Origin of the sequence: Enterobacter sp. PL1 (assembly GCF_945957325.1) — a bacterium.
GTDB lineage: Bacteria > Pseudomonadota > Gammaproteobacteria > Enterobacterales > Enterobacteriaceae > Enterobacter > Enterobacter roggenkampii.
Window position 1 is genome coordinate 236,687 of the sequence record NZ_CAMFKT010000002.1, and the last position, 26,038, is coordinate 262,724.

Below are 26,038 nucleotides of genomic sequence, written 5' to 3' on the forward strand. Positions count from 1 at the left end.
CTATGGCCACGCATACCGCACACATCGTCGAACCTCTCCTCTGGCGAGCGCCGCTCACCAGCGGGAATGCTTCGCTTGCAGATGCGATACGGGAAAAGATTGCGGAAACGCGCGCCCACCTTCTGGACTTTATCCGGCTTGATGAAGCGCCCCCGTCCCACGCGATGACGCTCTCAGAGTGGCGCCAACCGTCTAAGCTGCAATCACTGCTGGCCACCTATTCCGACCATATTTATCGCAATCAGCCTACCCTTACGCGGGAAAATAAACCCCTGCTCTCCCTCTGGGCGCAGTGGTATATCGGGCTGATGGTGCCTCCGCTCATGCTGGCGCTGTTAACACAGAAGAGCATGCTTGAACTTTCGCCGGATAATTTCCACGTCGAGTTTCACGAAACCGGACGTGCGGCCTGCTTCTGGATTGATCTCCACGAAGACCACAGCGCTGAACGCCTCACTGCTCAGGAACGTATGGAGCGGCTCATCACGCAGGCCCTGATCCCGGTGGTGGAAGCGCTGGAAGCGACGGGAGAGATTAACGGGAAGCTTATCTGGAGCAATACGGGCTATTTAATCCACTGGTATTTAACGGAAATGAAGCCGCTTCTCGGTGATGAGAACGTTGAGGCCCTGCGTCAGTCTTGTTTCTTTGCAAAGCAGCTTTCCGATGGCCGTGACAACCCGCTATTCCGTACCGTCGTGCTCCGTGATGGGCTTCTGGTTCGCCGCACCTGCTGCCAGCGCTATCGCCTGCCGGACGTTAAGCAGTGTGGGGATTGCACGCTGAAGTAGAGCAGTGATTTGCCCGGTGGCGCTTCGCTTACCGGGCCTACAAAAACAAAAAACGGCAACCTGGGTTGCCGTTTTGTTTTTACCTATGCCACCTGCTGATTGTCCTCTTCCGCGCTACGCTGCGCTTCTTCCGCTTCCTGCTCCAGCAGCTGCTTCTCATACACTTTGAAGAACGGGAAGTAGATGATCGCCGATACGCAGGCCAGAACCACAACCAGAATCGCCGCGCGGAAATCCCAGCCCAGGGCCCACGCTGCGCCTATCGGCGCCGGTGCCGTCCAGGGAACCACGGAGATAACGCGGCCTATCAAATCAAACGTCATCGCCGCCCACGCCAGAACGGCGTTAACCATCGGTGCCAGCAGGAACGGGATAAAAAACACCGGGTTCATCACGATTGGCGTACCGAAAATGACCGGCTCGTTGATGTTAAAGAAGCTGGGTACCACGCTCAAACGCCCGATAGAGCGTAAATGCGCTGAACGGCTACGCAGATAGCAAATCACCAATCCCATCGTGGCGCCCGACCCGCCAATCACGATAAAGAACGTCCAGAACGCTTCCATAAAAATATGCGGCAAAGGCTGACCGGCGGCCAGCGCGGTCTGGTTTGCGCCAAGGTTCGTCAGCCAGAACATCTGCAGCATCCCGGAGACGATGGCGGCGCCGTGGATCCCGGCGAACCAGAGCAGATGACCAATCAACACGGCCAGCAGGATCGCAGGCAGGGAATCTGCCGCGGAAACCAGAGGTTTAAAGACCGACATAATGGCCTGCGGGATCAGCATGCCAAACTGTGACTGAATCACCAGGCTCAGAGGATAAAGGGTCACCACCACCACCAGCACCGGGATCAGCAGATCAAAAGAGTTTTTGATCATCGGCGGGACCTGGTCCGGCAGACGAATGCCGATGTTATGCGCTTTGAGGAAACGCATCATCTCAACGCAATAAATCGCCACCAGAATCGCGGTAAAAATGCCCGTTCCCCCCAGGCTGTCGACAGGGAGCGTGCCTTTGGTTTTCGGTGCCGCGACCAGCAGAAACGCCATCAGCGACAGCATGGCGCACATAAAGGGGTCCAGCTGATGAGATTTGACGTAGTGTTTGCCAAGGTTATAGGCAATGGCGGCACAGATATAAATGGACATGATGCCCATCGTCATATCAAACGGCGTCAGGATTTGGCCTTCAAACTGCTTCGCCATATCCAGCCAGGCGCGGGCGAAACCCCAGGTGGTATCAGGCGAAAAAGGTGGGTAAGCAAAGACTAACAAAAAAGAACCCACAATCATAAACGGCATCGCGGAGATGAACCCGTCACGAATAGCCATAACGTGACGCTGGGAAGAGATCCGCCCGGCTATCGGGCTGACGTAATTTTCGACGAAACGGAATATCAGATTAAACGCAGCATGGTTGGCAGACATGGCAGATCTCCTGTCAGACGTTTGTTACGGGCACATACGCGCCGCACGTTGTTCCATACATCAGCTTCACAACCTTGCTGGCTTGCCAACCAGCGGTACTGCTCAGACGAAATGGTTTCATATTTGGCTCTTATTATTGGATACAGGGGACGTTACGTACTCAGTATTAATCTACGCTCCGCGCTCTGCAACCGGTTACTGTAACCGGTTTCTGTGATTGTGAAGAGGATCCAGAAATCAGCCGTTTGGGGTATTTGTTACTTAAGAGATATTTACAGAGCATAAATTCTTATGACAGATTACGCAGGATATTTGTCAGGAGGAAACAATGAGTTTGCAGTCTGTACAGCAGTTTTTTGCCGACAACGCGCCGGATATAGACGTTATTGAGCTTAGTCAAAGTACTGCTACCGTTGCGTTGGCTGCTGCCGCCCATCGTGTCGAGCCGGGACAAATCGCCAAGACCCTGTCACTCAAGGTTAAAAATGAGGTGATCCTGGTGGTGGCGAAAGGCGACGCGCGTCTGGATAACAAAAAGCTCAAAGACACGTTCGGTGCGAAAGCGCGCATGCTCAGCAGTGATGAAGTGGTGACCATTACCGGTCATCCCGTTGGCGGTGTATGCCCGTTCGGACTGGAAAACCCGCTCGCGGTATATTGCGATATCTCTTTGAAGCAGTACGCCGAAGTGCTGCCCGCCGCAGGCGCAATTCACAGCGCTGTGCGCATTTCACCTGACAGAATGGCAGAACTGACTTCCGCAAAATGGGTGGATGTCTGTATCTGATTGACGCGCCAGAGTATATCTGGCGCGCAAAATACGGGTTATAAAAATGTGGGCGTGAGGAGAGCCAAACATTGCGGCTCTCTTGCAGGAAGATGCGTAATAATATCTGCCGCATCGAGCAACCCTACGTCTGAATTCACGCCCAGTTTCACCATCGCATTAAACTTATGTGCCCGAATGGTCTTAATATTTCGTTCAAGCTGTGCCGCGATTTCAGGGATGGAATACCCGCAGGACATATAACGCAATATTGCCCGCTCTGTGGGGCTTAGCATCCTGTTCTGACTCCGGTACCAGTGATTCAGCATATTGTCATTGATGCGCAGCGTTTCGCTCAGCAACTCCACGAGTTCCTTCTGCAGATGCTCAAGCGTCACCGATTTACTGACTACTCCGTGCAGGCGCGATGGCGAAAGATGGCTAATTAGCCGTGCTTCCATCTCGTCAGAAACCAAAATGATGCGCTGGATATGACCGTGCGTAAACGCCAGATCCCGCAGGTGCGCCAGGCAGTTACGGCGCTCCTCTCGCGCATCGGAAAGGGAGTAGATCAGCGAGAAAAAATTAACGTGATGAAGTGCATTCTTAAAACTGTCAAATTCACTAAACAGGTGTAGCTGATAATGGCTCAGGCCGGGCATCGCAAAAAGATGCTGTAGCCCGACGGCACTCATCGCGCAATTTTCGATGATGGCGATATGTCTTGTTGAATCGGTTTTTTCCATTCCTCGAACTCTCCATAGGCTGATAGCAAACTCAGCTCTCTCATTCCCTGTGTACTGTTGATCCAGGCATACATATCCGCATTACTTCGTAATGACAGCCGTCGCATCGCACTGTTTTTCTGCGCACTGATGGTTTTATTGCTCTTCTTGAGCAATGTGGCGATTTGGTTAATCCCCCATCCTTTCCCTAACAGACGCAGGACCTTACGTTCGGAGTGCGTGAGCGCGATAACGTGTTCATTTTCATTCTCCGTACTCTGAGGTTCCGGAGTTAATAACGTCTGGCTAATCCGCTCTGCCCGCTCGCTACCGGCCCGAATAGCGTTAACCACGCCTTCAATAGGCTCCATGTCAGAAAGCAACGTGCTTTCCGGGCGCATAAGTAACTCAACCGCAATAGGGTAAAGCGGCCGCGAGACTAAAAAGATCCAGTGAATATCCCGGTATTGATTCAATAAACCGTAATACTCTTCAAGCGCACCCCGAGGGTTTCTGTATTCGCCTGAAATATCGGCAATAATGACGTCCGCGCGGCGCAACTGGAGCAGCGTTAATTCCTGCAATGAGCGGCAATAGCTCAATTCAAATTCGGGGAAATGACGTGCCATCAGGCCCCCTAACCCGTTTTGCATCACGGGCATCCGGCTAATGACAACGCCATGCTTACCATGCAATGACAACATAGACCCTCCGTGTACATTTTTCATTTGATGAGTAACGTTAAAACGCATCAACGTATGAGTATTTTCGTCCCTGAGTGTAAGACTGGTTAATACAAGCAGAAGATGAGATGTATGCTTAGTTTAAGAAATGCCTAAACAGCAGTAATATCTCACAAAGCGAAACAAAAATTAATTGTGGAGACATTAAAATAACGACAATATAAAATTAGAATAACTAAATACAAATATTTTATATTTTGGTATTTATAATTCACGGTATTGATAAATTAATCCCTTCCCCCTTCCCCCTTCCCCCTTCCCCCTTCCACGACACGGACTGCAACTGTTTGCACAAACCTTGATCTGGCCCACAGCAAGAGGGACTGCACTCTGTGCTAAAAGTACCCACTATGGGTTAACAGATAGCTATCCATCTTTTTTCAGGACAATACATGCAGGCAGAGCGGTCAACGCAGCGTGCTATCACGCGGCTATGTATTCAGTGCGGTCTTTTTCTGCTCCAGCACGGCGCGGAAAGCGCGCTGGTTGAGGAGCTTTCCACCCGGCTGGGGCTGGCGCTAGGGATGGACAGCGTCGAAAGCGCAATCTCATCCAACGCCATTGTGCTGACCACAATCAAGGACGGTCAGTGCCTGACCTCCACGCGCAAAAACCATGACCGCGGCATCAACATGCACGTCGTGACCGAAGTGCAGCACATTGTCATCCTTGCAGAACATAAGCTTCTCGATCTCAGTGACATTGAAAAACGGTTCAACCAGATCAAGCCATTACGTTATCCGCGCTGGCTCGTCGTGGTGATGGTAGGGCTCTCGTGCGCCTGCTTTTGTAAGCTCAACAAAGGCGGCTGGGACGGTGCAATCATCACCTTTTTCGCCAGCAGTATCGCCATGTATGTTCGCCAGCTGCTGACGCATCGGCAGCTGCATCCGCAAATTAACTTCTGCATTACCGCGTTTGTCGCCACCACGGTTTCCGGTCTGCTGCTGCGCCTGCCGCAGTTTGCCAACACGCCGACCGTTGCCATGGCCGCCAGCGTGCTTCTGCTGGTCCCGGGCTTTCCGTTGATCAACGCCGTCGCCGACATGTTTAAAGGGCACATCAATACCGGCCTGGCTCGCTGGGCTATCGCCAGCCTGCTGACGCTGGCGACCTGCATCGGCGTGGTCATGGCCATGACACTTTGGGGGTTACGCGGATGGGCGTGATCGATTTTCTGCTGGCGCTGGCGCAGGACATGCTTCTGGCCGCCATTCCTGCCGTCGGCTTCGCGATGGTATTTAACGTACCGCAACGCGCGCTGCCGTGGTGTGCGCTGCTGGGCGCGATAGGCCATGGCTCGCGAATGGTGATGATGACGGCGGGTTTTAATATCGAATGGTCAACATTTATGGCATCCATGCTGGTCGGCAGTATCGGCATCCAGTGGTCGCGCTGGTATCTGGCGCATCCCAAAGTATTCACCGTTGCGGCCGTAATCCCCATGTTTCCGGGGATATCGGCCTATACCGCGATGATTTCCGCGGTGAAAATCAGCCATTTCGGCTATACCGAGCCTCAGATGATCCTTCTTCTCAGCAACTTTCTTAAGGCGTCATCCATCGTCGGCGCGCTCTCCATCGGGCTGTCGATCCCCGGCCTGTGGCTGTACCGTAAACGCCCACGCGTTTGATATTTGTGTTATTTCGCTGCCGTGGAGATAATCCGTCTGGTCCGTTTGGTGAAAATAAGGAAAGGATGTGGCTAACCCTGGCAGCGAACACCCCGAGCACAGTGAAGAATCCAGCCTGAAAGAGAAAATCTTTCAGAGCGCCATCGCGCTTTTTGCCGAGTATGGATTGAACGGTGCACGGATGGAGCAGATCGCAGAGAAAGCGGGCACCACCAAACGCATGGTGGTTTACCATTTCAAGAATAAAGAGAACCTCTATCTCCTCGTACTTGAACATGTTTACACCCAGATTCGCGCCAGCGAAAAAGCGCTAAGCCTGACGGGAATGCCCCCGGTCGAAGCGCTGGTCAATCTGGTTGAAGCCACCTTTGACTATCATGCCGACCACCCTGACTACATCCGGATTATCTGCATGGAAAACATGCAGCGCGGCCGCTTTATGCAGCAGTCGAGCTATCTCCGCCAGGTCAACCGCAGCGCGCTCGATCTGCTGGAGGAGATCCTGCGCCGGGGGAAAGAAAAACAGCTCTTCAGTGAGACGGTTGACGCCCGCGATCTTCATCGTCTGATAAGCAGCTTCAGCTTTCACTACGTTGCCAACAGCTACACCTTTACGCTGCTGTTTGAAGAAGGCGCAGACGAGCAGGCGCAGCGCCAGCACTACCGTAAAATGGCCGTTCAGGTGGCGCTCCGTTACACCTGCCCATAAAATTGCTTGCAATTAAATCGCACACTATCTATATTCATATCATGAACGCGAAAACGAACGATGCAACCGCTGCGCTCAAGCTGGATAACCAGCTCTGCTTTGCCCTCTATTCGGCAAACCTGGCGCTTAACAAGCTGTACCGGCAGCTGCTGGCACCGCTGAACCTGACCTACCCGCAATATCTGGTGATGCTGGTGCTGTGGGAGCAGGATGATATGACGGTGTCGGACATCGGTGAACGGCTGTTCCTTGACTCTGCGACCCTGACGCCGCTGTTGAAACGTCTGGAAAGCGCCGGGCTCATCAACCGCCACCGTTCGCGCAAAGACGAACGTCAGGTCGCCGTCACCCTGAGTGAAGCGGGACGTGAACTCCAGCAGCAGGCATTGGGTATCCCCCATGCGGTGGGTTGCGCAGCGCAGTGTGATACAGACACCTTGCTGGCACTCAAACAGCAGCTCGAACTTTTGCGACAACAGCTACACCGCGCGTAACGCTATACTTTACGCGTCATTATTTACCTATATATATCGCACGCTATTTAATAGCACGCATCTAAACAAAATGAGGAACCTGCCATGTCTTTAGAAAAAGTTGTTTATACCGCCAAAGCAAAAGCCACCGGTGGCCGTGACGGTCGTGCCACCTCCTCCGATGGCGTACTGGACGTCAAACTGGGTGTGCCAAAAGAGATGGGCGGCATGGGGGGAGACGTGACCAACCCTGAGCAGCTGTTTGCCGCGGGCTACTCTGCCTGCTTCCTGGGCGCGATGAAGTTCGTGGCCGCACGCGACAAATTTACCCTGCCAAAAGATGCCTTTATTGAAGGCGAAGTGGGTATTGGTCCGCTGCCTACCGGTTTTGGTATCGAAGCAAAACTGAACATCCATGTTGAAGGTATGGATCCTGCGGAAGCTAAAAAGCTGGTCGATGCGGCACACATTGTTTGCCCGTACTCTAACGCGACCCGCGGCAACATCGACGTCACGCTGAACATCATTGCGTGATAACTGCCTGATGGCGTTGCGCTTATTCGGCCTACGACTGTAGCCCCGGTAAGCGCAGCGCCACCGGGGAAATCCCCTCCTTTCCTTTCCCCTCTCTGTGCTACCATAAGCCCCTATCACGCCCGTAGTCATCAGTAGAGTAAGCGTTATGTCCTCCAGAATTCTGACCACCAGCATTGCTGGTATTGATGCCTTTATGCGCGACCCACGCGGTGTGTTGACCCACGCCGAAGGCGGCACGGTTGCGGTTTTTGCCGACAACGCGCCAGCGTTTTACGCAATCACACCGGAACGTCTGGCACAGCTTCTGGAGATCGAAGCGCAATTGGCACGCCCGGCAAGCGATGTCACGCTGGATACCCAGTTCTTTGATGAACCGGTTAACGTTCCCGTGACCGTTCCGATGGGTAAATTTGCCCTCTATGCGGGCTGGCAGCCAGATGCAGATTTTCAGCGGCAGGCCGCGCTGTGGGGCATTGCGTTAACCCAACCCGCCACAGCGGAAGAGCTTGCCGCGTTTACCGCCTGGTGGCAGGCGGAGGGTAAAGTGTTCACCCATATTCAGTGGCAGCAAAAGCTCGCGCGTCATCTTCAGATTACCCGCGCCGGCAACAACGGCCAGCCAAAACGTGATATCAATGCCTTTTCAGAACCGGATAAACAGATCCCCAGCGGATTCCGAGGTGCGAAATGAAGAACGTCGGCGACCTGATGAAACGTTTGCAAAAAATGATGCCTGCCAACGTGAAGCCTGCTTTCACCACCGGTGAAGAGCTGCTGGCGTGGCAAAAAGAGCAAGGCAAGATCCGCGCCGCCGCGCTCGCCCGCGAAAATCGGGCGATGAAAATGCAGCGCACCTTTAACCGTTCCGGTATTCGTCCCCTGCACCAGAACTGCTCGTTCGATAACTATAAAATTGAGACCACCGGGCAGATGAACGCGCTCGCCGCCGCGCGTCAGTACGTGGATGAATTCGACGGCAATATCGCCAGCTTCATCTTTAGCGGCAAGCCGGGCACCGGCAAAAACCACCTTGCTGCCGCCATCTGCAACGAGCTGCTTCTGCGCGGTAAATCGGTCCTCATCATCACCGTGGCCGATATCATGTCCGCGATGAAAGACACCTTCAGCAACCGTGAAACCAGCGAAGAACAGCTGCTTAACGATCTGAGTAACGTCGACCTGCTGGTCATCGATGAGATTGGCGTTCAGACGGAATCCCGCTATGAAAAAGTCATCATCAACCAGATTGTCGATCGCCGCTCCTCGTCCAAACGCCCGACCGGCATGCTGACGAACCACAACATCGACGAGATGACCCGCCTGCTGGGGGAACGCGTCATGGACCGCATGAAGCTGGGTAACAGTCTCTATGTCATCTTCGACTGGGACAGTTACCGCAGCCGCGTCACCGGGAAAGAGTATTAAGACAGTTCCAGGAATCGCCGACAGGTCGCAGGTATATACTGGAACCCCTTTGGCCCAAAACGGACCTTTTTGAGAGAGCCATGATGAAAAAACAGATTCTAATCAGCACCTTTTTAGGCGCGCTGCTGGTAACCGGCGCAGCGCAGGCGGCGTCCTGGCAGGAATCCCTGTCAAGCGCAGCAAATGAGCTGACCAAAGAGAGCAGCAGCACGCAGGGCGGACTCTCCGCCTCTTCCCTCACCAGCCTGCTGGGCAACAGTTCCCAGAGCCTGAGCGCGGGGACGATGAACAACGCGGCGGGGATTCTGGAATATTGCGCGAAGCAAAAGCTGGCCTCCGTGACCGACGCGCAAAATGTAAAAAACCAGGTGCTGGGTAAACTGGGTCTGGATACTCAGGAGCAAAAAGCGGACACCAACTACATGGACGGCATTCAGGGCCTGCTTAACGCGCAGAACGGTCAGCAGCTTAACCTGAGCACCCTCGGCAACTCTTCTCTGGCCAAACAGGTGAAAACCAAAGCCTGCGATCTGGTGCTGAAACAAGGCGTTAATTTCATCTCCTGATCCACCCCATTTTCTGCCACAACACGCCGCGTTTAGTGCGATAGTCTTGAAGCGCGGCGCTAAATGAGCGTTTTTCCTGCCTGCCACCGTCTCAGCGTCCGTTTGTCAGGATGTGCACATCTTCATAAAAACGATTTTCTAAACCAAATCCTAACAACAGCACACTTTCGTGACACTAAAATTGCAGCTTAACGACATCGCAATTACATTGTATCACCCAAAAAATAAACAGTTAGCCAGCGAAGCACCTGGCGTCATGAGGATATGCTGTTGTCAGAATTCTTGTCTCTTATCCTTTTTCTGGCTTCTGTCGGCGTTTACGCCTGGAAAGCCGGCCGTCACACCTGGTGGTTTATCGCCACGCTGGTGGTGCTCGGCATTTTTATTATTTTAAACATTACCTTATACGCCAGCGATTACTTTACCGGTGACGGTATTAACGATGCGGTGCTCTACACCCTGACGAACAGCCTGACGGGCGCAGGTGTGGGTAAGTACATACTTCCGGGGCTCGGCCTTATCGTCGCGCTGGTGATGATTTTTGGCGCGCTGGCCTGGGTGCTGCGTCGCCGTCGCCATCATCCACACCATCATGGCTACAGCCTGCTGGCGTTATTCCTGGCGCTGGCCTCCGTCGACGCCAGCCCGGCGTTCCATCAGATCACCGAGCTGGTGAAATCCCAGTCGCGCGACGGCGATCCGGATTTCGCGGCTTACTACAAAGAGCCGTCGAAAACGATCGCCAACCCGACGCTCAATCTGGTCTATATCTATGGTGAAAGCCTGGAGCGCACCTACTTTGATAACGATGCCTTCCCGGACCTGACGCCAGATTTGGGCGCGCTGAAAAATGAAGGTCTCGATTTCAGCCACACCATGCAGCTGCCCGGCACGGATTATACGATTGCCGGGATGGTTGCCTCCCAGTGTGGTATCCCGCTGTTCGCGCCTTTTGAAGGTAACGCCTCAGCCTCCATGTCGACCTTCTTCCCGCAGAATATTTGCCTCGGCGATATCCTGAAAAACTCCGGCTACGAAAACTATTTTATGCAGGGAGCAAACCTGCGCTTCGCCGGAAAAGATGTGTTCCTGAAATCCCACGGTTTTGACCACCTGTACGGCTCAGAAGAGTTAAAAACGACGGTTGCCGATCCGAACTACCGCAACGACTGGGGCTTCTATGACGATACGGTACTCGACGAAACCTGGAAGAAATTCGAGGAGCTGTCCCGCGCGGGCAAGCGTTTCTCTCTCTTTGCGCTGACGGTGGACACCCACCATCCGGACGGGTTTGTCTCGCGCACCTGCAAGCGCAAAAGCTATGAGATTGATGGCAAAAACAACAAATCGTTCAGCGCCGTCACCTGCAGTCAGGAGCACATCGCCGCACTGGTCGAGAAAATCAAAGCCTCGCCCTGGTTTAAAAATACCGTCATCGTCGTCTCATCTGACCATCTGGCGATGAAAAACAGCGCGTGGGATCAGCTCAACAAGCAGGATCGCAGCAACCTGTTCTTCGTCCTGCGCGGCGACAAGCCGCAGCAGGAGGAGATCGCCACCAAACGCAACTCCATGGATAACGGCGCCACCGTGCTGGACATTCTGGGCGGCGACAACTTTATTGGCCTGGGCCGCAGCACGCTGTCGGGGCAATCCCTGTCGGAAGTGTTCCTCAACATGAAGGAAAAAATTCTCGCCTGGAAGCCAGACATCATTCGCCTGTGGAACTTCCCGAAAGAGATGAAGGACTTCACCGTCGATCGGGATAAAAACACCATTGCCTTCTCGGGTAGCAACTTCCGTCTGCCGCTGCTGCTGCGCGTATCGGAAGGACGCGTTGAGCCGTTGCCGGAAAGCGAGTATTCCGCGCCGCTGCGCTACCAGCTGGCCGATTTTGCGCCACGCGATAACTTCGTCTGGGTCGACCGGTGCTACAAAATGGGCCAGCTCTGGTCGCAGCCGCTGGCGCTCTCGACCGACTGGTGCGTCTCGCAGGGCCAGCTTGGCGGAGAACAAACCGTGCAGCACGTGGATAAGGCGCAGTGGAAGGGCAAAACCGCCTTTAAAGATACGGTGATAGATACCGCGCGCTATCAGCGTAACGTCGACATGCTGAAAATCGTCGACAACGATATTCGCTACAAAGCGGACAGCTTTATCTTTAACGTGGCCGGCGCGCCGGAGGAAGTGAAACAGTTTAGCGGCATCTCGCGGCCGGAGTCCTGGGGACGCTGGTCCAACGCGCAGCTGGGCAATGAGGTGAAAATTGAGTACACCCATCCCCTGCCGGAACAATTTGATCTGGTGATCACCGCCAGGGCCTATGGGCCTAATGCTAACAAGCCCGTACCCGTGCGCGTGGGCGATCGGGAGCAGACGTTAACGCTTGGAAACGACGTTAGCACACAAACGCTGCATTTTGAGAATCCTTCACGCAGCAATACCCTGGTGATTGTACCGCCGGACCCGCAGTCCACGAATGAGGGAAATATCCTTGGGCATTCGCCGCGCGAGATCGGAATTGGCATGGTCGAAATCAAAATCATCAGCAAAGCGGGTTAATGCGCGTCGCGCCCGGCGTTCTGCCGGGCGCTTATGAAAATAAATAATCCTTTATAAATCTTATAAAATAGATAAAAACACTTTATATAAGCCATTTTTATCTATAAATATCCTGTCAAAATCCAAATCCATAAAATGTGCAGCTCCTGAAATCACCACGGAGCGTTACGCACTTTTATCATGCTAACCGGCTATAAGTTCGAATCCATCCGGGCACTGCGCAGTGAAAATGTGATTGCCTGGGAGGTATTGTCCACGGCAAAGCCCCACGTCAATCTTGAAGATTACTTTGGCTCGATGACCGCGACCCAGCGTAAAGCGCACTTCTTTGCGCAGCTTCGTCACGCCATGTTTTGCAAGGATGGCGACAAGTATTACCTCAATGCGACATCGGATTTACTGCTGGACACGGACTTCCTCGACAGGCTCAAAGAAGAAACACCCTGCCCGGAGAGACTTGCTATCGAGATCACCGATCTCCATTCGATGGTACAACTCGACGATACGCAAAGCCGGGCGCTGCGGAAATGCATCGCAACGCTCCATCAGTGGGGGATAGAAGTGTGGGCAGACGATGTTTGCGAAGACCTTCTTCCCGAACTTCTGACCAGCCAGATCCGCTTCTGCGGCATCAAAATTGACAAACATACCTTCTGGAACGGACGGACCGAGCAGGCGAAGTTTCTGCATCTCACCCGCCAGTGCAAGCGCGTCGCCAGCAAGGTGCTGATCGAAGGCATTGAAACCGCAGGTGATTTCGCACTGGCCCGCGCCAGCGCGGCCGATTACGGCCAGGGCTATCTGTGGGGCAGAAAATGACCCCTCTCATTCCGAATGCTGGCGATAAGGCCATCGTTCTGCGCGGCAATGCCTGCTTATGGCCTTGCCCCACTTGTTGCTGCCACAACCTGGCGGCATTCCATCAAAAACGCTGCCTGCTGGACGCTCAGTCATTCGCTTTGTAATTGCACTGTTACTCACGTCAGGAAATAAGATCATGAAAATTATTCCCACCGTTGTATGTTGTTCCGTTCTCCTGCTTCCTGCTGCTGCGATCGCCGCAGACAGCACCGCAAGCGCGACGATGCACGTATCACTTGAGGTCGTGAAGTCGTGCACCCTCAAAGCCAACGACCTCAACTTCTCGCGTCACGGCTCCGATGAGTCGAGCGAAATCCAGGCCAAAACGCAGGTCGATATCGTCTGTACCAACGGCACGCCGTTCACTCTGACCGCCACCAGCAACGACGGCGAAAATGGAACCTTCTGGCTGAAGCCGGAAAACGGCGACACGGGCGCGCAGAAGATTGCGTGGAAGCTCTTTGCTGACGAAGGCAAACAGACGCAAATCACCGGCACGAATGGGCTGGACGATACCGGCAACGGTGCGGAACAGGAAGAAACGCTGTATGGCGTGATTGACGCCGGGGCGCTGACAACCGCCCAGGCAGGTACCTACAGCGACGATATCACGTTAAAACTGGAGTACTGATCGTGCGTCGCTATCTTTCCTGCTTCATTCTGTGGCTCATGATGCTGGCGCTGCTGTCACGCTACGCGCTGGCCGCCACGCTTCAGGTGGCCCCGGTAACGCTCGATCTGCGGAGCGACCAGCGGGCAGCGGCTATCTATCTCACTAACAGTGGGAAAGCGGCCATCCATGCGCAGATTCGGGTGTACGAATGGACGCAAAAAAACGGTAAAGATGTTCTGGTGGCCACCGGGGAGGTGGTCAGCAGCCCGGCGATGACATCACTGGCGCCGGGCCAGCAGCAGCTGGTGCGTATTATCGTCATGCAGCCCGGCATCCGTGCACAGGAGCAAAGTTACCGGCTGGTCATCGACGAACTGCCGGACGCTACGTCCCGTGCCGCCAATCCCACCGCGGTGCACTTCCTGCTGCGCTACTCGATTCCGGTGTTTATTGCCGGGAACCAGAGCGCGCCCGTCAGCCACGATGCCCTGAGCTGTGAGCAGTCTGAAATACCGGCCACCCTTCGCTGCTTTAATGCCGGAAACCGCCACATCCGTCTCAGCCACCTTGAGGCCCTGACGGCCGATGGGCAGGTTGTAGGGTCGATTAAAGGCCTGGCGGGCTATGTGCTCCCGGGACAAACCGCCCTTTTGCCGCTTAAACACGCTTCACGTCACGCGCTCAGCACGCTGCGCGTCTATCTCAATGATGACCACCATGCCAGCCAGATACCCCTGCGCCCGCTCGCTTCTCGCGCTCCTGTTTTGGCTACCGCTCATGCTGTCAGCCCGGACTGAACCCGCCGACACCGTACAATGGCTGGCCATTACCGTAAACCACGCCCCGCGAGGCGAGCTCTGGGCCTGCCGGGTGGTGGATAATGCGTTATGGATAAGCCGCAGCGACATGAAAAAGCTGGGGCTTCACGCCCCGGACGATCGCGCCGAATGGGTTGAGCTGACGTCCCTGCCGGGCCTGAAGGTTAATCTCGACGTGCTGTCCCAGCAGGTGTCGATTACCGCTGAGGCCGATGCGCTCGAGGGCCAGCAGTATCTCACCGCCTCAAAGCCCGCGCCGATGTATCGCTACCCTGATGCGCAACCCGTCAGCGCCTATACGCTCGGATACGCGCTCTACGCCAGCGATGCGCAGGGGAAGCGCCAGCTCAACGCCCAGACCATGCTGACCGCATCCGGAGGATTACCCGGAACGTTCAGCAGCAGTTTCTCAAGCCATGCCGGGGAGGAAAACAGCGCCGGTCGACCGACCCACACGCGTCTCGAAACCCGCTGGCAGTGGGACAACACCGACTCGCTGACCACGCTGGCGCTGGGCGACAGCATCACCACTGGCGCCCGCTGGAGCCGACAGGTGCGCTTTGGCGGGCTGCACTGGGCACGTAATTTTGAGCTCAATCCGCAACTCAATACTGAACCGCGCAGCCGCTACAGCGACACGGCCGTACTGCCTTCCACGGTCGATTTGTATATCGACGGCCTTAAGCAGAGCAGCCAGCGCGTCACGCCGGGTGACTTTCTGCTGGATACCCTGCCCTCCTTCACCGGAAGCGGGCAGGCGGAGGTGGTCATTACCGATATCAACGGCCAGCGTCGCACCGTACAGCTCGATCTCTACGGCGCGCCGGGCATGCTGGCGGAAGGGCTCAGCAGCGGTTCGCTGGACATCGGCTGGATGCGGGAAAACTACGCCCTGCACTCCGACGACTATGCCGCCTCGCCGCTGCTGGACGCGGGCTGGCGCTATGGGGTGAATAATCACCTGACGCTGGCACTGCATACGGAGCAGCAGCGCAGGCTGCACAACGTGGGCACGGGCGCTGACTGGCTGGTCTCTCCCGCCGTAGGGGTGGTTAGCCAGCACGTTGCCGTGAGCGACAGCCCTTACGGTCAGGGCGTTCAGTGGGGCCTCGGCTGGCAGTGGAACGGCAGAGGAACGGGCATTTCTGCCAGCACCGTCCGCACCGAGGCGGATTTCGCCGACAACGCCCGCATGAGCGGTGCCGCCCCCGTCAGACGCAGCGACAGCGTGTGGGTAAGCCAGTCCGTCCCCCACTTCGGCACCGTGGGCGCGGGCTGGGTACAGCAGAACATTCAGGGCAGCACGCAGCGCTACCTCAATGCCTCCTGGTCGGTGTCGCTGCCGGCACACATCTCCACCACGCTGAGCTATACCCGCTCGTTTACGGATGCGTCGAGTCAGGTTCAGCTACTGCTTTCCGTCCCATTGGGTCGCGAGGACATGCTCTCCGTTCAGGCCAGCCGGGATAAACCACGCATGGATTACCGCCACCAGCCGGACGATGAGGCCGGCGGCTGGTCATGGGAGCTGGGCCAGGGCTTTGGCGAACGACGTGAAAGATATGCAGACGCAGGCTATCTGGGCCGCGCGGGCGAATGGCACGTTGGGCTGCAGCAAGGTGCCAGCCAGCGCAACCAGTACGCCTCAGCCGAAGGGAGCCTGACGCTGCTGGACGGCAGCCTGCACGCACTGCGCTACATCCAGCAGGGCATGGCGCTGGTCTCCACGCACGGCATTGGGCACGTACCGGTGATGCTGGAAAACCGCCCGGCCGGTGAAACGGATGAGGACGGTTATCTCCTGCTGACCGACCTGCCGCGCTACCACAACAGCAAAGTCAGCATTAACCCGCTCGATCTGCCTGCCGATGTGATCGCCCCCGTCACCGACATGCATGCCAGGCCGGGCAACAACAGCGCGGTCAAAGTCGATTTTAACGTCCATCACGCCGTCACGGTTCAGGCCCGGCTGGTCGACAGCCTCCGCAGGCCGCTCCCGCTGGGCAGCGTCGTGTCAACGCCGCAGGGTGCCACCATCGTGGGACGCGACGGCTTTATCTGGCTTGAAGATCCGCCCCTGCCGGGTGAACTGGTGGTGAAGACCGGTGAGGGAGAGTGCCGGGTCGCGCTTCCGGCGCCCCGTACCGCGTCATCTATACAGAATATCGGAGAACAACTGTGTCATTAAGAGCACCGTTATTATTGCTGCTCGTCCTGTCCGTAAAGGCGATGGCGGCAGCCTGCTGGATAACCTCCATGCCCGCCATTAACTTTGGCAACGTCGTGGCGGGCAATACCACCTCCGTCAACACCGAGGTCAAGTTTAGCTGCCAGGCCGACAACGAGGGCAGGACGGAATATCTCAACGTCTGCCTGAGCAGCGTAGACGCCCCGCCCTTTGAGATGATCTCGCCGGGGGACCAGGAGGGAAAACAGTACACCCTCCTCTTCCGCCTGCTGAACGGCGCAGCACGCTCTCAGGAGCTGGGGCCTGCCAGCAGCGGGAACCTGATTCAGCAGACTCTGGCCGCGCAAAGCAATGCCAACGTCAGCGGTACCTTTCCGCTTATCGCTACCATTCCGGCAGGGCAAAGCCAGCTTCCGGCCTACCACTATTACAACTACAACATGAATCTGCGCATCGCCTGGCACAGCGCCCTGCGTCAGGATGCCCTGCAAAACTGCTCGGACGGTTCCGCAGAGGGGGAGCAGGTGCAGGGCGGCACCAGCGCGCAGGCCGAAATTAGCCAGGGATGCTACATCGAGCGCGTGACACCCCTTAACTTCGGCACCCTGACCAGCACCGCGACCCTGCGTCCGACGCGTTCCACCGCCACCCTGACAACGCGCTGTCCGGCCGGAACCGCATTCACCCTTGCCATGGGCAAAGGCAACCATGCCAGCGGTAATCAGCGGCAGCTCTGCAACAACGAGGGCCAGTGCCTGCGCTACGGGCTCTGGCAGAATGAGGCGGCCACGCAACGCTGGGGAGATCAAAGCAGCGGCGATGCGCTGCAGGTCACCAATCCCGCTGGCGGCACCCAGAACTACACCGTTTACGGCGAGGTCCCGGCACAGCCGCTAACCGGTACCGGGGAATTTATTGATGACGTGATTATCACGCTGACTTATTAAACCACCCAAAATCCTGTCTGGATCAATGTTATCGGTAACAGTGGCGTTAAAATAGCCAGCAATGCAGCCCGGAAGGCGTAGACCTTCTCTTTTTATTTTTTATCTCTGTTTTTATTACAACAACTTATGAAATACCTGCTTGCTGACGCCATCGTCTATAACGACGAGGACGGTTCTGTTTCTCTTATCAATGCGCCGGATGAGGATGCGCAGCTCCTCACCTGTACGGCCAATACCATCATGAAGCTGCTGGTACAGCATCATGGGAACGTGGTTGAACGGGAAACCTTTCTCCAGGAAGTCTGGGATCGGCGAGGGCTTCAGGGGTCTAACAACTCCTTAAACCAGTACATCAGCATTCTGCGCAAGCTGCTCGCGGCCCTGCTTCCCGACGCGCTGCTTATCGTTACCGTACCGAAAACGGGCTTTATGCTCAGCGCGGACGTTACGGTCACTCCGCTGGAGGAGGCCCCGCCGACCGCCGAAACGGCGAAACCTGCATGGCGCGTTCGCCCTGAATGGCTGTTCTGCGGCGCGCTCACGCTGGTCGTCGTTGCGCTATGCCTCTGGATCGCGCTAACCAAGCCAGAAAATTCACAAAGGGAGATCCATCTGCTGACGCATATCGGCACCTGCCCGGTCTACACCTTTACGCCGCTGGCGGACGTATTTCACGGGAAGGCAATAGCGCTGGCGCAAACGCTTCAGAAGGACGGCCATCTTCCGTGCCTGAAAAATTCAATTTTCTACATGCACATTCAGAGAACGCTTTTCTACGGCCACGAAGGGCGGCTGGTGCTCTCCCAATGTTCCCTCACGCAGGGTAAAGCCAGCGCCTGTCGTACGCTTTACTATTACGAGTGGTGATGATGAGACACAAAAAAGTTTGGCTAACCCTGATCCTCAACCTGCTGCTGCTGGGCACCGTGCTGGCGTGGTACTTTCACACGCCCCCGCTGTCGGTGGCCTGCGACGGAAACCTGACCTTTTCCGACCGGCGCGACAACCACGATTTCACCTTTGACGGTGAGATCATTATGCGTTTTCATCCCGACAAAACCGGGTACATCACGGTTAACGGCAGCGTGGTAAATGCCCCACGCAGCTGGGAGGTTTCCCGCCAGGAGATGTTTAAATGGCGTCACGTGGAGGGCGAACTGTATGAGATCGCTATTCAAAAAGTGGAGCGTTTTAGCCATGACGCCATGCCGCCCGGGGTCTTTGAAAAATACGTTGCCGGCCTGACGCTGGGCAATAAAAGGCTTCTGACGATCGAGCGCACGCCGGAAGACGCGCTGGTGATCAGCAATTTCTATTCGCCGGTGCTGATCTGCTCGGAATAATGTCGACGGGTCAGGCTATACTTGCCGCCATGACTCTTCGCATTCGCCCCACCACCCTCAACGACATTGCCGCCCTGCCCGCCATTGAACGCGCGGCGGCCGGGCGCTTCCGTGACTTCCCGGCACTCGCCTGGCTTGCCGATGGCGAGGTCATTTCCGCTGAGCAACACCTCGACTATGTCGAACGCGGGTTAAGCTGGCTGGCGCTGGCAAACGACCAGCCCGTCGGGTTTATCCTTGCCGAAGCCCATCCGTCTTCACTGTTTATTGTCGAACTCTCGGTTGATCTGGACTGGCAGGGAAAAGGGATCGGCAGGCAGCTCATCGCCTGCGTGGCAGACCATGCCCGTAACAGGGGGCTGACAGCGCTGACGTTGACGACGTTCAGGGACGTCCCGTGGAATGCGCCGTTCTATGCGCGGCTGGGGTTTGAAAAAATAACGACGCTGACGCCTGAACTGCGTCAGAAAAGGGAAGAAGAGACAGCGCACGGTTTCGCGTATGAAACGCGCTGCGCCATGCGCCTGCCTCTGTAATATCGCCCGGTGGCGCTGCGCTTACCGGGCCTACAAAACCCTGAACCGTAGGCCGGGTAAGGCGTAGCCGCCACCCGGCAAAAGCCACAAACCGTAGGCCGGGTAAGGCGCAGCCGCCACCCGGCACAACCACGAACCGTAGGCCGGGTAAGGCGCAGCCGCCACCCGGCAAAACCACAAACCGTAGGCCGGGTAAGGCGCAGCCGCCACCCGGCACAACCACGAACCGTAGGCCGGGTAAGGCGCAGCCGCCACCCGGCACAACCACGAACCGTAGGCCGGGTAAGGCGCAGCCGCCACCCGGCACAACATACGGCGTTAGAACGTTTCCCAGTTATCACCAGCATCAGCGGTAACCGTTTTACGCGCCATCGCCGGTGCTGCAACGGTTTTCGCAGAAGCGAATTCGCGCGCTTTCATCTGCTCCTGCTGAATGCGGAACACCGCCACGGCCTGCGTCAGACGGCTTGCCTGCTCTTCCAGTGCGGCTGCCGCTGCGGCAGACTCTTCCACCAGCGAGGCGTTCTGCTGGGTCACGCGATCCATCTCTGCCACCGCCAGACCGACCTGGTCGATACCGCGGCTCTGCTCGTCAGACGCAGAGGCGATTTCGCCCATGATGTCCGTGACGCGGGTGACCGCATTCACGATCTCACCCATGGTTTCACCGGCACTTTCGACCAGCGTTGAACCCACTTCCACGCGACCCACGGAGTCTTCGATCAGGCTCTTGATCTCGCGTGCCGCCTGGGCGCTGCGCTGGGCCAGGTTACGCACTTCACCTGCTACCACCGCAAAACCACGGCCCTGCTCGCCCGCACGCGCCGCTTCTACCGCCGCGTTCAGTGCCAGGATGTTGGTCTGGAAAGCAATACCGTCGATCACGCTGATAATGTCGGCAATTTTCTGCGAACTGCCCGCGATATCGCGCATGGTCTGCACCACGTTGTCCACCACTTTGCCGCCTTTCTGCGCGGTTTCAGAGGCGCTCAGCGCCAGGTGGCTCGCCTGACGGGCGTTCTCGGCGTTCTGCTTAACGGTCGCCGTCAGCTGCTCCATGCTGGCAGCGGTCTCTTCCAGGGAAGCGGCCTGCTGTTCAGTACGGGAGGAGAGGTCGTTGTTGCCCATCGCGATTTCACTCGCGCCGCTGTAGATCGCATTCGCGCCGTTACGCACGTCGCCAACGGTACGCACCAGTTCGCCCTGCATATGACGCAGCGAGTCGGCCAGTTCACCCATCTCGTTGGTGCCCTGAACCTCAATGCGCTTCACCAGGTCGCCGCTGGCGATATGGCGAATGTTGTCGATCAGACGATTCAGCGGAGAGATCAGCGTCTGCTTGATGTTCAGCCAGACGGCCACGATCACCACCAGCACGGCAATCAGGACGCCGATCAGCACCCAGATAGCCTGGCTGTAGGAGCTGTTGCTGTCTTCGACCGCCATCTGGTACAGCTTGTCGTTCTGCTGCAGGTAGCTCACGTACTGCTTCTCAAAACCGTCCTGGTAACTCTGGGTCGGCTGGTCGAAGAAGGCGTTGATTTTGCCCGCGCCCAGCAGCTGGATCAGCTCCGCCAGCGCGCCGTGGTAAATATCATAGTTACGCTTGATCTCCATGGCATCCGCATCGCTTTGACGCGGATCGCGCGGCAGGGCTTCGTAGGCAGCCCAGTTTTTTTCCGCCTGTTTCAGAGACGCAGACGCGATTTGCATCAAATCGTTCACGGTCGCGCCGCTACCGATATTGCTCTGATCCATCATGTAGCGGATACCCGCGCGGTTCAGGGTATTACGGGTTTGCAGCAACGCAACCCAGCTGCCGTTCAGCGTGGACTGTTGCTGGCGAATGGTTTGCAGGACGGTGAAATTCTCTTTGTCATTCTTCAGAGCATTAAAGAAAAGACCACCGGATGTGAGTTGTAAAAGGCCAAATATCGCTAAAACCAGCATTAAGCTGGTGACAATCTTGATACGGTTTAACATGTTTTCTCTTTCCTCAGACAGATACAGAATTTTCGGCCTGGAAAGGGAAAACTTTACGAAATTCATCCTGAAATTTGTGGTTTTTACTCTTCTTCCCGCGCTGCGTTATGTCGGTTTCCGAGTTCAATAAACTCTTCCAGCAGCGCCGTCAGCTGTTTCATCTTCTCCGGCGTATATTCCGCCTCAATCTGCTGATACGCCTCCTCCACCTGCGCCTGGGCGTGCTCATACAGCGCATTGCCCTCTTTGGTCAGCGAGACGTACAGCTTGCGCTGGTCGTTCAGCGGCTTTAAGCGCAGCACCAGGCCGTCGCGCTCCATGCGCGTCAGAATGCCGGTGAGGCTCGGGCGCAAAATGCAGGTGCGAAACGCCAGATCGTGAAAATCCATCGACGGATGTTCAGCCAGCACGCGCACAATGCGCCACTGCTGCTCGGTCAGGTTATGGCGCTTCACGATCGGACGGAAGTAGGACATCGCCGCTTCCCGCGCCTGCAGCAGCGCGATGGTTAATGAATCATGCATAGCCTCTCCCCTTCACATCATTAACACGTAAACAATTCATAAAAGATGCTTTTATAAACAACACGTTTTCCGTCAAAAAGTCTAACAGAAACCCACTAATTTTATTAACCCTCTGATTTTAATATCAATAAAAACCAATATGTAAATTTATTGTTATTCATATCACAAATCTTTCACTTCTGATTGCGAAATAATCAGCAAAAGCATAAAACCAGGTCATTAACATATTAATGAAATCCAAACCGGACCTCCGGCCTGAGGAGTATGTGAATGAAAGGTACCGTCTTTGCCGTCGCCCTCAACCATCAGAGCCAGCGCGAAGCCTGGCGAGAGGCGTTTGAAAAAGCCCCCTACAACACGCCGCCGAAAACGGCGGTGTGGTTTATCAAACCGCATAACACCGTGATTCGCGCGGGCGAGCCCATTCCGTTCCCGCAGGGGGAAACGGTGCTGAGCGGCGCCACGGTGGCGCTGGTCGTGGGCAAAACCGCCAGCAAGGTGCGCGTGGAGGACGCCGCGGAATATATTGCGGGATACGCGCTCGCCAACGAGGTGAGCCTGCCGGAAGAGAGCTTCTACCGCCCGGCCATCAAGGCCAAATGCCGGGACGGATTCTGCCCGCTTGGCGAACCGGTCGCCGTTGATAACGTGGATAGCCTGACCATCATCACCGAGATCAACGGCCGCGAAGCGGACCACTGGAACACCGCCGATCTGCAGCGTAACGCTGCCGAACTGCTGAGCGCCCTGAGCGAGTTCGCCACCCTTAATCCCGGCGATGCGATCCTGCTCGGTACCCCGCACAGCCGCGTTGAGATCCGCCCGGGCGATCGGGTGCGTATTCTGGCGGAAGGATTTCCACCGCTGGAAAACCCGGTGGTGGACGAGCGCGACGTCGCTAGCACGCACCGCACGCCGCCGCACGCCACGCTGTTTGCCCTCGGCCTGAACTATGCCGATCACGCCAGCGAGCTGGACTTCAAGCCGCCCACCGAGCCGCTGGTCTTTATCAAAGCGCCGAACACCTTCAACGGCGACAACCAGACCTCGGTGCGCCCGAACAACGTCGAGTACATGCACTATGAAGCGGAGCTGGTGGTGGTCATCGGCAAAACCGCCCGCAAGGTGAGCGAAGCCGAGGCGATGGACTATGTTGCGGGCTACACGGTCTGCAACGACTACGCCATTCGTGACTATCTCGAAAACTACTACCGCCCGAACCTGCGGGTGAAAAGCCGCGACGGGCTGACCCCCATTTCCCCCAACATCGTGCCAAAAGAGGCCATTCCGGACCCGCACAACCTCGCCCTGCGCACCTTCGTCAACGGCGAGCTGCGTCAGGAAGGCACCACGGCGGATCTGATTTTCAGCATCCCGTACCTGATTGCGTACCTGAGCGACTTTATGACCCTGCAGCCGGGCGACATGATTGCCACCGGCACGCCGAAGGGGCTCTCCGACGTGGTGCCGGGCGATGAGGTGGTGGTGGAAGTGGAAGGCGTGGGACGCCTGGTGAACCGAATTGTGAGTGAGGAGACGGCAAAATGAAAAAGATAAACCATTGGATCAACGGTAAAAACGTCGCGGGCAGCGACTACTTCCAGACCACTAACCCGGCCTCCGGCGAGGTCCTGGCAGAAGTGGCCGCCGGCGGCGAAGCCGAAATCCATCAGGCCGTTGCCGCCGCCAAAGAGGCGTTTCCGAAGTGGGCCAACCTGCCGATGAAGGAGCGCGCGCGCCTGATGCGTCGCCTGGGCGATCTGATCGACCAGAACGTACCGGAGATCGCCGCCATGGAAACCGCCGACACCGGCCTGCCGATCCACCAGACCAAAAACGTGCTGATCCCCCGCGCCTCGCACAACTTCGAATTCTTCGCCGAGGTGTGCCAGCAGATGAACGGCAAGACCTACCCGGTCGACGACAAGATGCTCAACTACACCCTGGTGCAGCCGGTGGGCGTCTGCGCGCTGGTGTCGCCGTGGAACGTGCCGTTTATGACCGCCACCTGGAAGGTCGCACCCTGTCTGGCCTTAGGCAATACCGCGGTGCTGAAGATGTCCGAGCTCTCCCCGCTGACCGCCGACCGTCTGGGCGAACTGGCCCTCGAAGCGGGTATTCCGGCGGGCGTGCTCAACGTGGTGCAGGGCTACGGCGCGACGGCAGGCGATGCGCTGGTGAGGCATCACGACGTGCGCGCGGTCTCCTTCACCGGCGGCACCGCCACCGGGCGCAACATCATGAAAAACGCCGGGCTGAAGAAGTACTCCATGGAGCTGGGCGGCAAATCCCCGGTGCTGATTTTTGAAGACGCGGATATCGAGCGCGCGCTGGACGCCGCCCTGTTCACCATCTTCTCCATCAACGGCGAGCGCTGCACCGCGGGCTCGCGCATCTTTATCCAGCAGAGCATCTACCCGGAATTCGTCAAGCGCTTTGCCGAGCGCGCCAGCCGCCTGCGCGTGGGCGACCCGACCGATCCGAACACCCAGATTGGCGCGCTCATCAGCCAACAGCACTGGGAAAAGGTCTCCGGCTATATCCGCCTCGGCATTGAGGAAGGCGCAACCCTGCTGGCGGGCGGCCCGGACAAACCGACCGATCTGCCTGCGCACCTGAAGGGCGGCAACTTCCTGCGCCCGACCGTGCTGGCGGACGTCGATAACCGCATGCGCGTGGCGCAGGAGGAGATCTTCGGGCCTGTGGCCTGCCTGCTGCCGTTTAAGGACGAAGCGGAAGGGCTGCGGCTGGCCAACGACGTGGAGTACGGCCTGGCATCGTATATCTGGACCCAGGACGTCAGCAAGGTGCTGCGCCTGGCGCGCAGCATTGAAGCCGGCATGGTGTTCGTCAACACCCAGAACGTGCGCGACCTGCGCCAGCCGTTTGGCGGCGTGAAGGCCTCCGGCACCGGCCGCGAGGGGGGCGAGTACAGCTTCGAGGTCTTCGCGGAGATGAAGAACGTCTGCATCTCCATGGGCGACCATCCGATTCCAAAGTGGGGGATCTGAAAATGGGCAAATTAGCGTTAGCGGCAAAAATCACCCACGTGCCGTCGATGTATCTCTCCGAACTGCCGGGCAAAAACCACGGCTGCCGCCAGGGCGCCATCGATGGGCATAAAGAAATTAGCAAGCGCTGCCGGGAGCTGGGCGTCGACACCATTATCGTCTTCGACACCCACTGGCTGGTGAACAGCGCGTATCACATCAACTGTGCGGACCATTTTTCGGGCGTCTACACCAGCAACGAGCTGCCGCACTTTATCCGCGACATGACCTACGACTACGACGGCAACCCGGAACTCGGCCAGCTGATCGCCGACGAGGCGGTGAAGCGTGGCGTGCGCGCCAAAGCGCACAACATTCCGAGCCTCAAGCTTGAGTACGGCACGCTGGTGCCAATGCGCTACATGAACGCGGATAAGCACTTCAAGGTGGTCTCCATCTCGGCGTTCTGCACGGTTCACGACTTCGCCGACAGCCGCAGGCTGGGCGAGGCCATCGTCAGCGCCATCGAAAAATATGACGGCACCGTGGCGGTGCTCGCCAGCGGCTCGCTGTCGCACCGCTTTATCGACGACCAGCGCGCGGAAGAAGGGATGAACAGCTACACCCGGGAGTTCGACCGACAGATGGACGAGCGCGTGGTGAAGCTGTGGCGCGAGGGTCAGTTCAAAGAATTCTGCAGCATGCTGCCGGAGTACGCCGACTACTGCTACGGCGAGGGCAACATGCACGACACGGTGATGCTGCTGGGCATGCTCGGCTGGGACAAATACGACGGCAAGGTGGAGTTTCTCACCGAGCTGTTCGCCAGCTCCGGCACCGGCCAGGTCAACGCCGTTTTCCCCCTGCCCGCATAA

The 26,038-nt window shown here is 56.8% G+C and carries 27 protein-coding genes; 22 read left to right on the top strand and 5 right to left on the bottom strand.

Annotated features, from left to right (window positions below):
• The first annotated feature begins 2 nt into the window (after positions 1-2).
• Entirely contained in the window at positions 3-791 is a 789-nt protein-coding gene (fhuF, locus tag N6P30_RS02875) for a siderophore-iron reductase FhuF (RefSeq protein WP_021240589.1), read from the top strand.
• An 83-nt stretch (positions 792-874) separates the two neighbouring features.
• On the opposite strand, the gene N6P30_RS02880 is transcribed toward fhuF, so the two are convergent.
• Positions 875-2,221 carry a PTS cellobiose transporter subunit IIC gene (locus N6P30_RS02880; protein WP_008502084.1) on the bottom strand — a complete coding sequence of 449 codons (1,347 nt, stop codon included), beginning with the start codon at positions 2,219-2,221 and terminating at the stop codon, positions 875-877.
• 328 nt (positions 2,222-2,549) lie between these two features.
• On the opposite strand from N6P30_RS02880, the gene N6P30_RS02885 reads away from it, so the two are divergent.
• A complete protein-coding gene (locus tag N6P30_RS02885) occupies positions 2,550-3,008 on the top strand; it encodes a YbaK/EbsC family protein (RefSeq protein ID WP_008502085.1) in 459 nt (152 codons plus the stop codon).
• Between the two features lie 38 nt (positions 3,009-3,046).
• Here N6P30_RS02885 and bglJ read toward each other — a convergent pair whose 3' ends face one another.
• Together bglJ and N6P30_RS02895 are read right to left on the bottom strand one after the other, a co-directional pair.
• Positions 3,047-3,682 carry a DNA-binding transcriptional activator BglJ gene (gene bglJ, locus N6P30_RS02890; RefSeq protein WP_032622978.1) on the bottom strand — a complete coding sequence of 212 codons (636 nt, stop codon included), beginning with the start codon at positions 3,680-3,682 and terminating at the stop codon, positions 3,047-3,049.
• The gene (locus N6P30_RS02895) at positions 3,679-4,416 is read right to left on the bottom strand and encodes a helix-turn-helix transcriptional regulator (protein ID WP_008502087.1); all 738 of its coding nucleotides are present in this window, start codon (positions 4,414-4,416) and stop codon (positions 3,679-3,681) included. Before N6P30_RS02895 ends, bglJ begins: the two co-directional genes overlap by 4 nt.
• Positions 4,417-4,847: 431 nt before the next feature.
• On the opposite strand from N6P30_RS02895, the gene N6P30_RS02900 reads away from it, so the two are divergent.
• The 17 genes from N6P30_RS02900 (at position 4,848) to N6P30_RS02980 (ending at position 19,666) form a co-directional block, all read left to right on the top strand.
• A complete protein-coding gene (locus tag N6P30_RS02900) occupies positions 4,848-5,624 on the top strand; it encodes a threonine/serine exporter ThrE family protein (protein ID WP_021240591.1) in 777 nt (258 codons plus the stop codon).
• Positions 5,615-6,088: a threonine/serine exporter gene (locus tag N6P30_RS02905; RefSeq protein WP_020885295.1), complete on the top strand. Its 474-nt coding sequence runs from the start codon at positions 5,615-5,617 to the stop codon at positions 6,086-6,088. Before N6P30_RS02900 ends, N6P30_RS02905 begins: the two co-directional genes overlap by 10 nt.
• 67 nt (positions 6,089-6,155) lie before the next feature.
• A complete protein-coding gene (locus N6P30_RS02910; protein WP_008502090.1) occupies positions 6,156-6,797 on the top strand; it encodes a TetR family transcriptional regulator in 642 nt (213 codons plus the stop codon).
• Positions 6,798-6,838: 41 nt separating this feature from the next.
• The gene (locus N6P30_RS02915) at positions 6,839-7,291 is read left to right on the top strand and encodes a MarR family winged helix-turn-helix transcriptional regulator (protein WP_023293337.1); all 453 of its coding nucleotides are present in this window, start codon (positions 6,839-6,841) and stop codon (positions 7,289-7,291) included.
• Positions 7,292-7,375: 84 nt separating this feature from the next.
• On the top strand, positions 7,376-7,804 hold the full coding sequence (locus N6P30_RS02920; protein WP_008502092.1) for an organic hydroperoxide resistance protein: 429 nt from the start codon (positions 7,376-7,378) through the stop codon (positions 7,802-7,804).
• A gap of 148 nt (positions 7,805-7,952) precedes the next feature.
• A complete protein-coding gene (gene dnaT, locus N6P30_RS02925; protein ID WP_021240595.1) occupies positions 7,953-8,498 on the top strand; it encodes a primosomal protein DnaT in 546 nt (181 codons plus the stop codon).
• A complete protein-coding gene (gene dnaC / locus N6P30_RS02930; RefSeq protein ID WP_008502094.1) occupies positions 8,495-9,232 on the top strand; it encodes a DNA replication protein DnaC in 738 nt (245 codons plus the stop codon). The genes dnaT and dnaC overlap by 4 nt, the downstream gene beginning before the upstream one ends.
• Positions 9,233-9,315: 83 nt before the next feature.
• Positions 9,316-9,798: a DUF2501 domain-containing protein gene (locus tag N6P30_RS02935; RefSeq protein ID WP_021240596.1), complete on the top strand. Its 483-nt coding sequence runs from the start codon at positions 9,316-9,318 to the stop codon at positions 9,796-9,798.
• Between the two features lie 270 nt (positions 9,799-10,068).
• Positions 10,069-12,360, top strand: coding sequence for a phosphatidylglycerol--membrane-oligosaccharide glycerophosphotransferase (opgB, locus tag N6P30_RS02940; RefSeq protein WP_023293338.1), 2,292 nt, complete (start codon positions 10,069-10,071; stop codon positions 12,358-12,360).
• 180 nt (positions 12,361-12,540) lie between these two features.
• Positions 12,541-13,179, top strand: a complete 639-nt coding sequence (locus tag N6P30_RS02945; RefSeq protein ID WP_023293339.1) for an EAL domain-containing protein — start codon at positions 12,541-12,543, stop codon at positions 13,177-13,179.
• A 178-nt stretch (positions 13,180-13,357) separates the two neighbouring features.
• Positions 13,358-13,852, top strand: coding sequence for a spore coat U domain-containing protein (locus tag N6P30_RS02950; RefSeq protein ID WP_023293340.1), 495 nt, complete (start codon positions 13,358-13,360; stop codon positions 13,850-13,852).
• Between the two features lie 2 nt (positions 13,853-13,854).
• Positions 13,855-14,631, top strand: coding sequence for a molecular chaperone (locus N6P30_RS02955; protein ID WP_023293341.1), 777 nt, complete (start codon positions 13,855-13,857; stop codon positions 14,629-14,631).
• Positions 14,552-16,840: a fimbria/pilus outer membrane usher protein gene (locus N6P30_RS02960; protein WP_225828773.1), complete on the top strand. Its 2,289-nt coding sequence runs from the start codon at positions 14,552-14,554 to the stop codon at positions 16,838-16,840. The genes N6P30_RS02955 and N6P30_RS02960 overlap by 80 nt, the downstream gene beginning before the upstream one ends.
• A complete protein-coding gene (locus tag N6P30_RS02965) occupies positions 16,831-17,787 on the top strand; it encodes a spore coat U domain-containing protein (protein WP_023293343.1) in 957 nt (318 codons plus the stop codon). The genes N6P30_RS02960 and N6P30_RS02965 overlap by 10 nt, the downstream gene beginning before the upstream one ends.
• Before the next feature lie 126 nt (positions 17,788-17,913).
• Positions 17,914-18,654: a transcriptional regulator gene (locus N6P30_RS02970; RefSeq protein WP_023293344.1), complete on the top strand. Its 741-nt coding sequence runs from the start codon at positions 17,914-17,916 to the stop codon at positions 18,652-18,654.
• A 2-nt stretch (positions 18,655-18,656) separates the two neighbouring features.
• On the top strand, positions 18,657-19,130 hold the full coding sequence (locus N6P30_RS02975; RefSeq protein ID WP_025912120.1) for a hypothetical protein: 474 nt from the start codon (positions 18,657-18,659) through the stop codon (positions 19,128-19,130).
• 29 nt (positions 19,131-19,159) lie between these two features.
• Positions 19,160-19,666, top strand: a complete 507-nt coding sequence (locus N6P30_RS02980; protein WP_032664635.1) for a GNAT family N-acetyltransferase — start codon at positions 19,160-19,162, stop codon at positions 19,664-19,666.
• Between the two features lie 318 nt (positions 19,667-19,984).
• On the opposite strand, the gene tsr is transcribed toward N6P30_RS02980, so the two are convergent.
• Positions 19,985-21,649 carry a methyl-accepting chemotaxis protein gene (gene tsr / locus N6P30_RS02985; protein WP_023293346.1) on the bottom strand — a complete coding sequence of 555 codons (1,665 nt, stop codon included), beginning with the start codon at positions 21,647-21,649 and terminating at the stop codon, positions 19,985-19,987.
• An 83-nt stretch (positions 21,650-21,732) separates the two neighbouring features.
• A complete protein-coding gene (gene hpaR / locus N6P30_RS02990; RefSeq protein WP_008502106.1) occupies positions 21,733-22,173 on the bottom strand; it encodes a homoprotocatechuate degradation operon regulator HpaR in 441 nt (146 codons plus the stop codon).
• A 270-nt stretch (positions 22,174-22,443) separates the two neighbouring features.
• On the opposite strand from hpaR, the gene hpaG reads away from it, so the two are divergent.
• From hpaG to hpaD, 3 genes are read left to right on the top strand one after another with little or no spacing between them, the layout of a single operon-like run.
• Positions 22,444-23,721: a 4-hydroxyphenylacetate degradation bifunctional isomerase/decarboxylase gene (hpaG, locus tag N6P30_RS02995; protein WP_023293347.1), complete on the top strand. Its 1,278-nt coding sequence runs from the start codon at positions 22,444-22,446 to the stop codon at positions 23,719-23,721.
• Positions 23,718-25,184, top strand: coding sequence for a 5-carboxymethyl-2-hydroxymuconate semialdehyde dehydrogenase (hpaE, locus tag N6P30_RS03000; protein ID WP_023293348.1), 1,467 nt, complete (start codon positions 23,718-23,720; stop codon positions 25,182-25,184). Before hpaG ends, hpaE begins: the two co-directional genes overlap by 4 nt.
• 2 nt (positions 25,185-25,186) lie before the next feature.
• Positions 25,187-26,038, top strand: coding sequence for a 3,4-dihydroxyphenylacetate 2,3-dioxygenase (gene hpaD, locus N6P30_RS03005; RefSeq protein ID WP_008502109.1), 852 nt, complete (start codon positions 25,187-25,189; stop codon positions 26,036-26,038).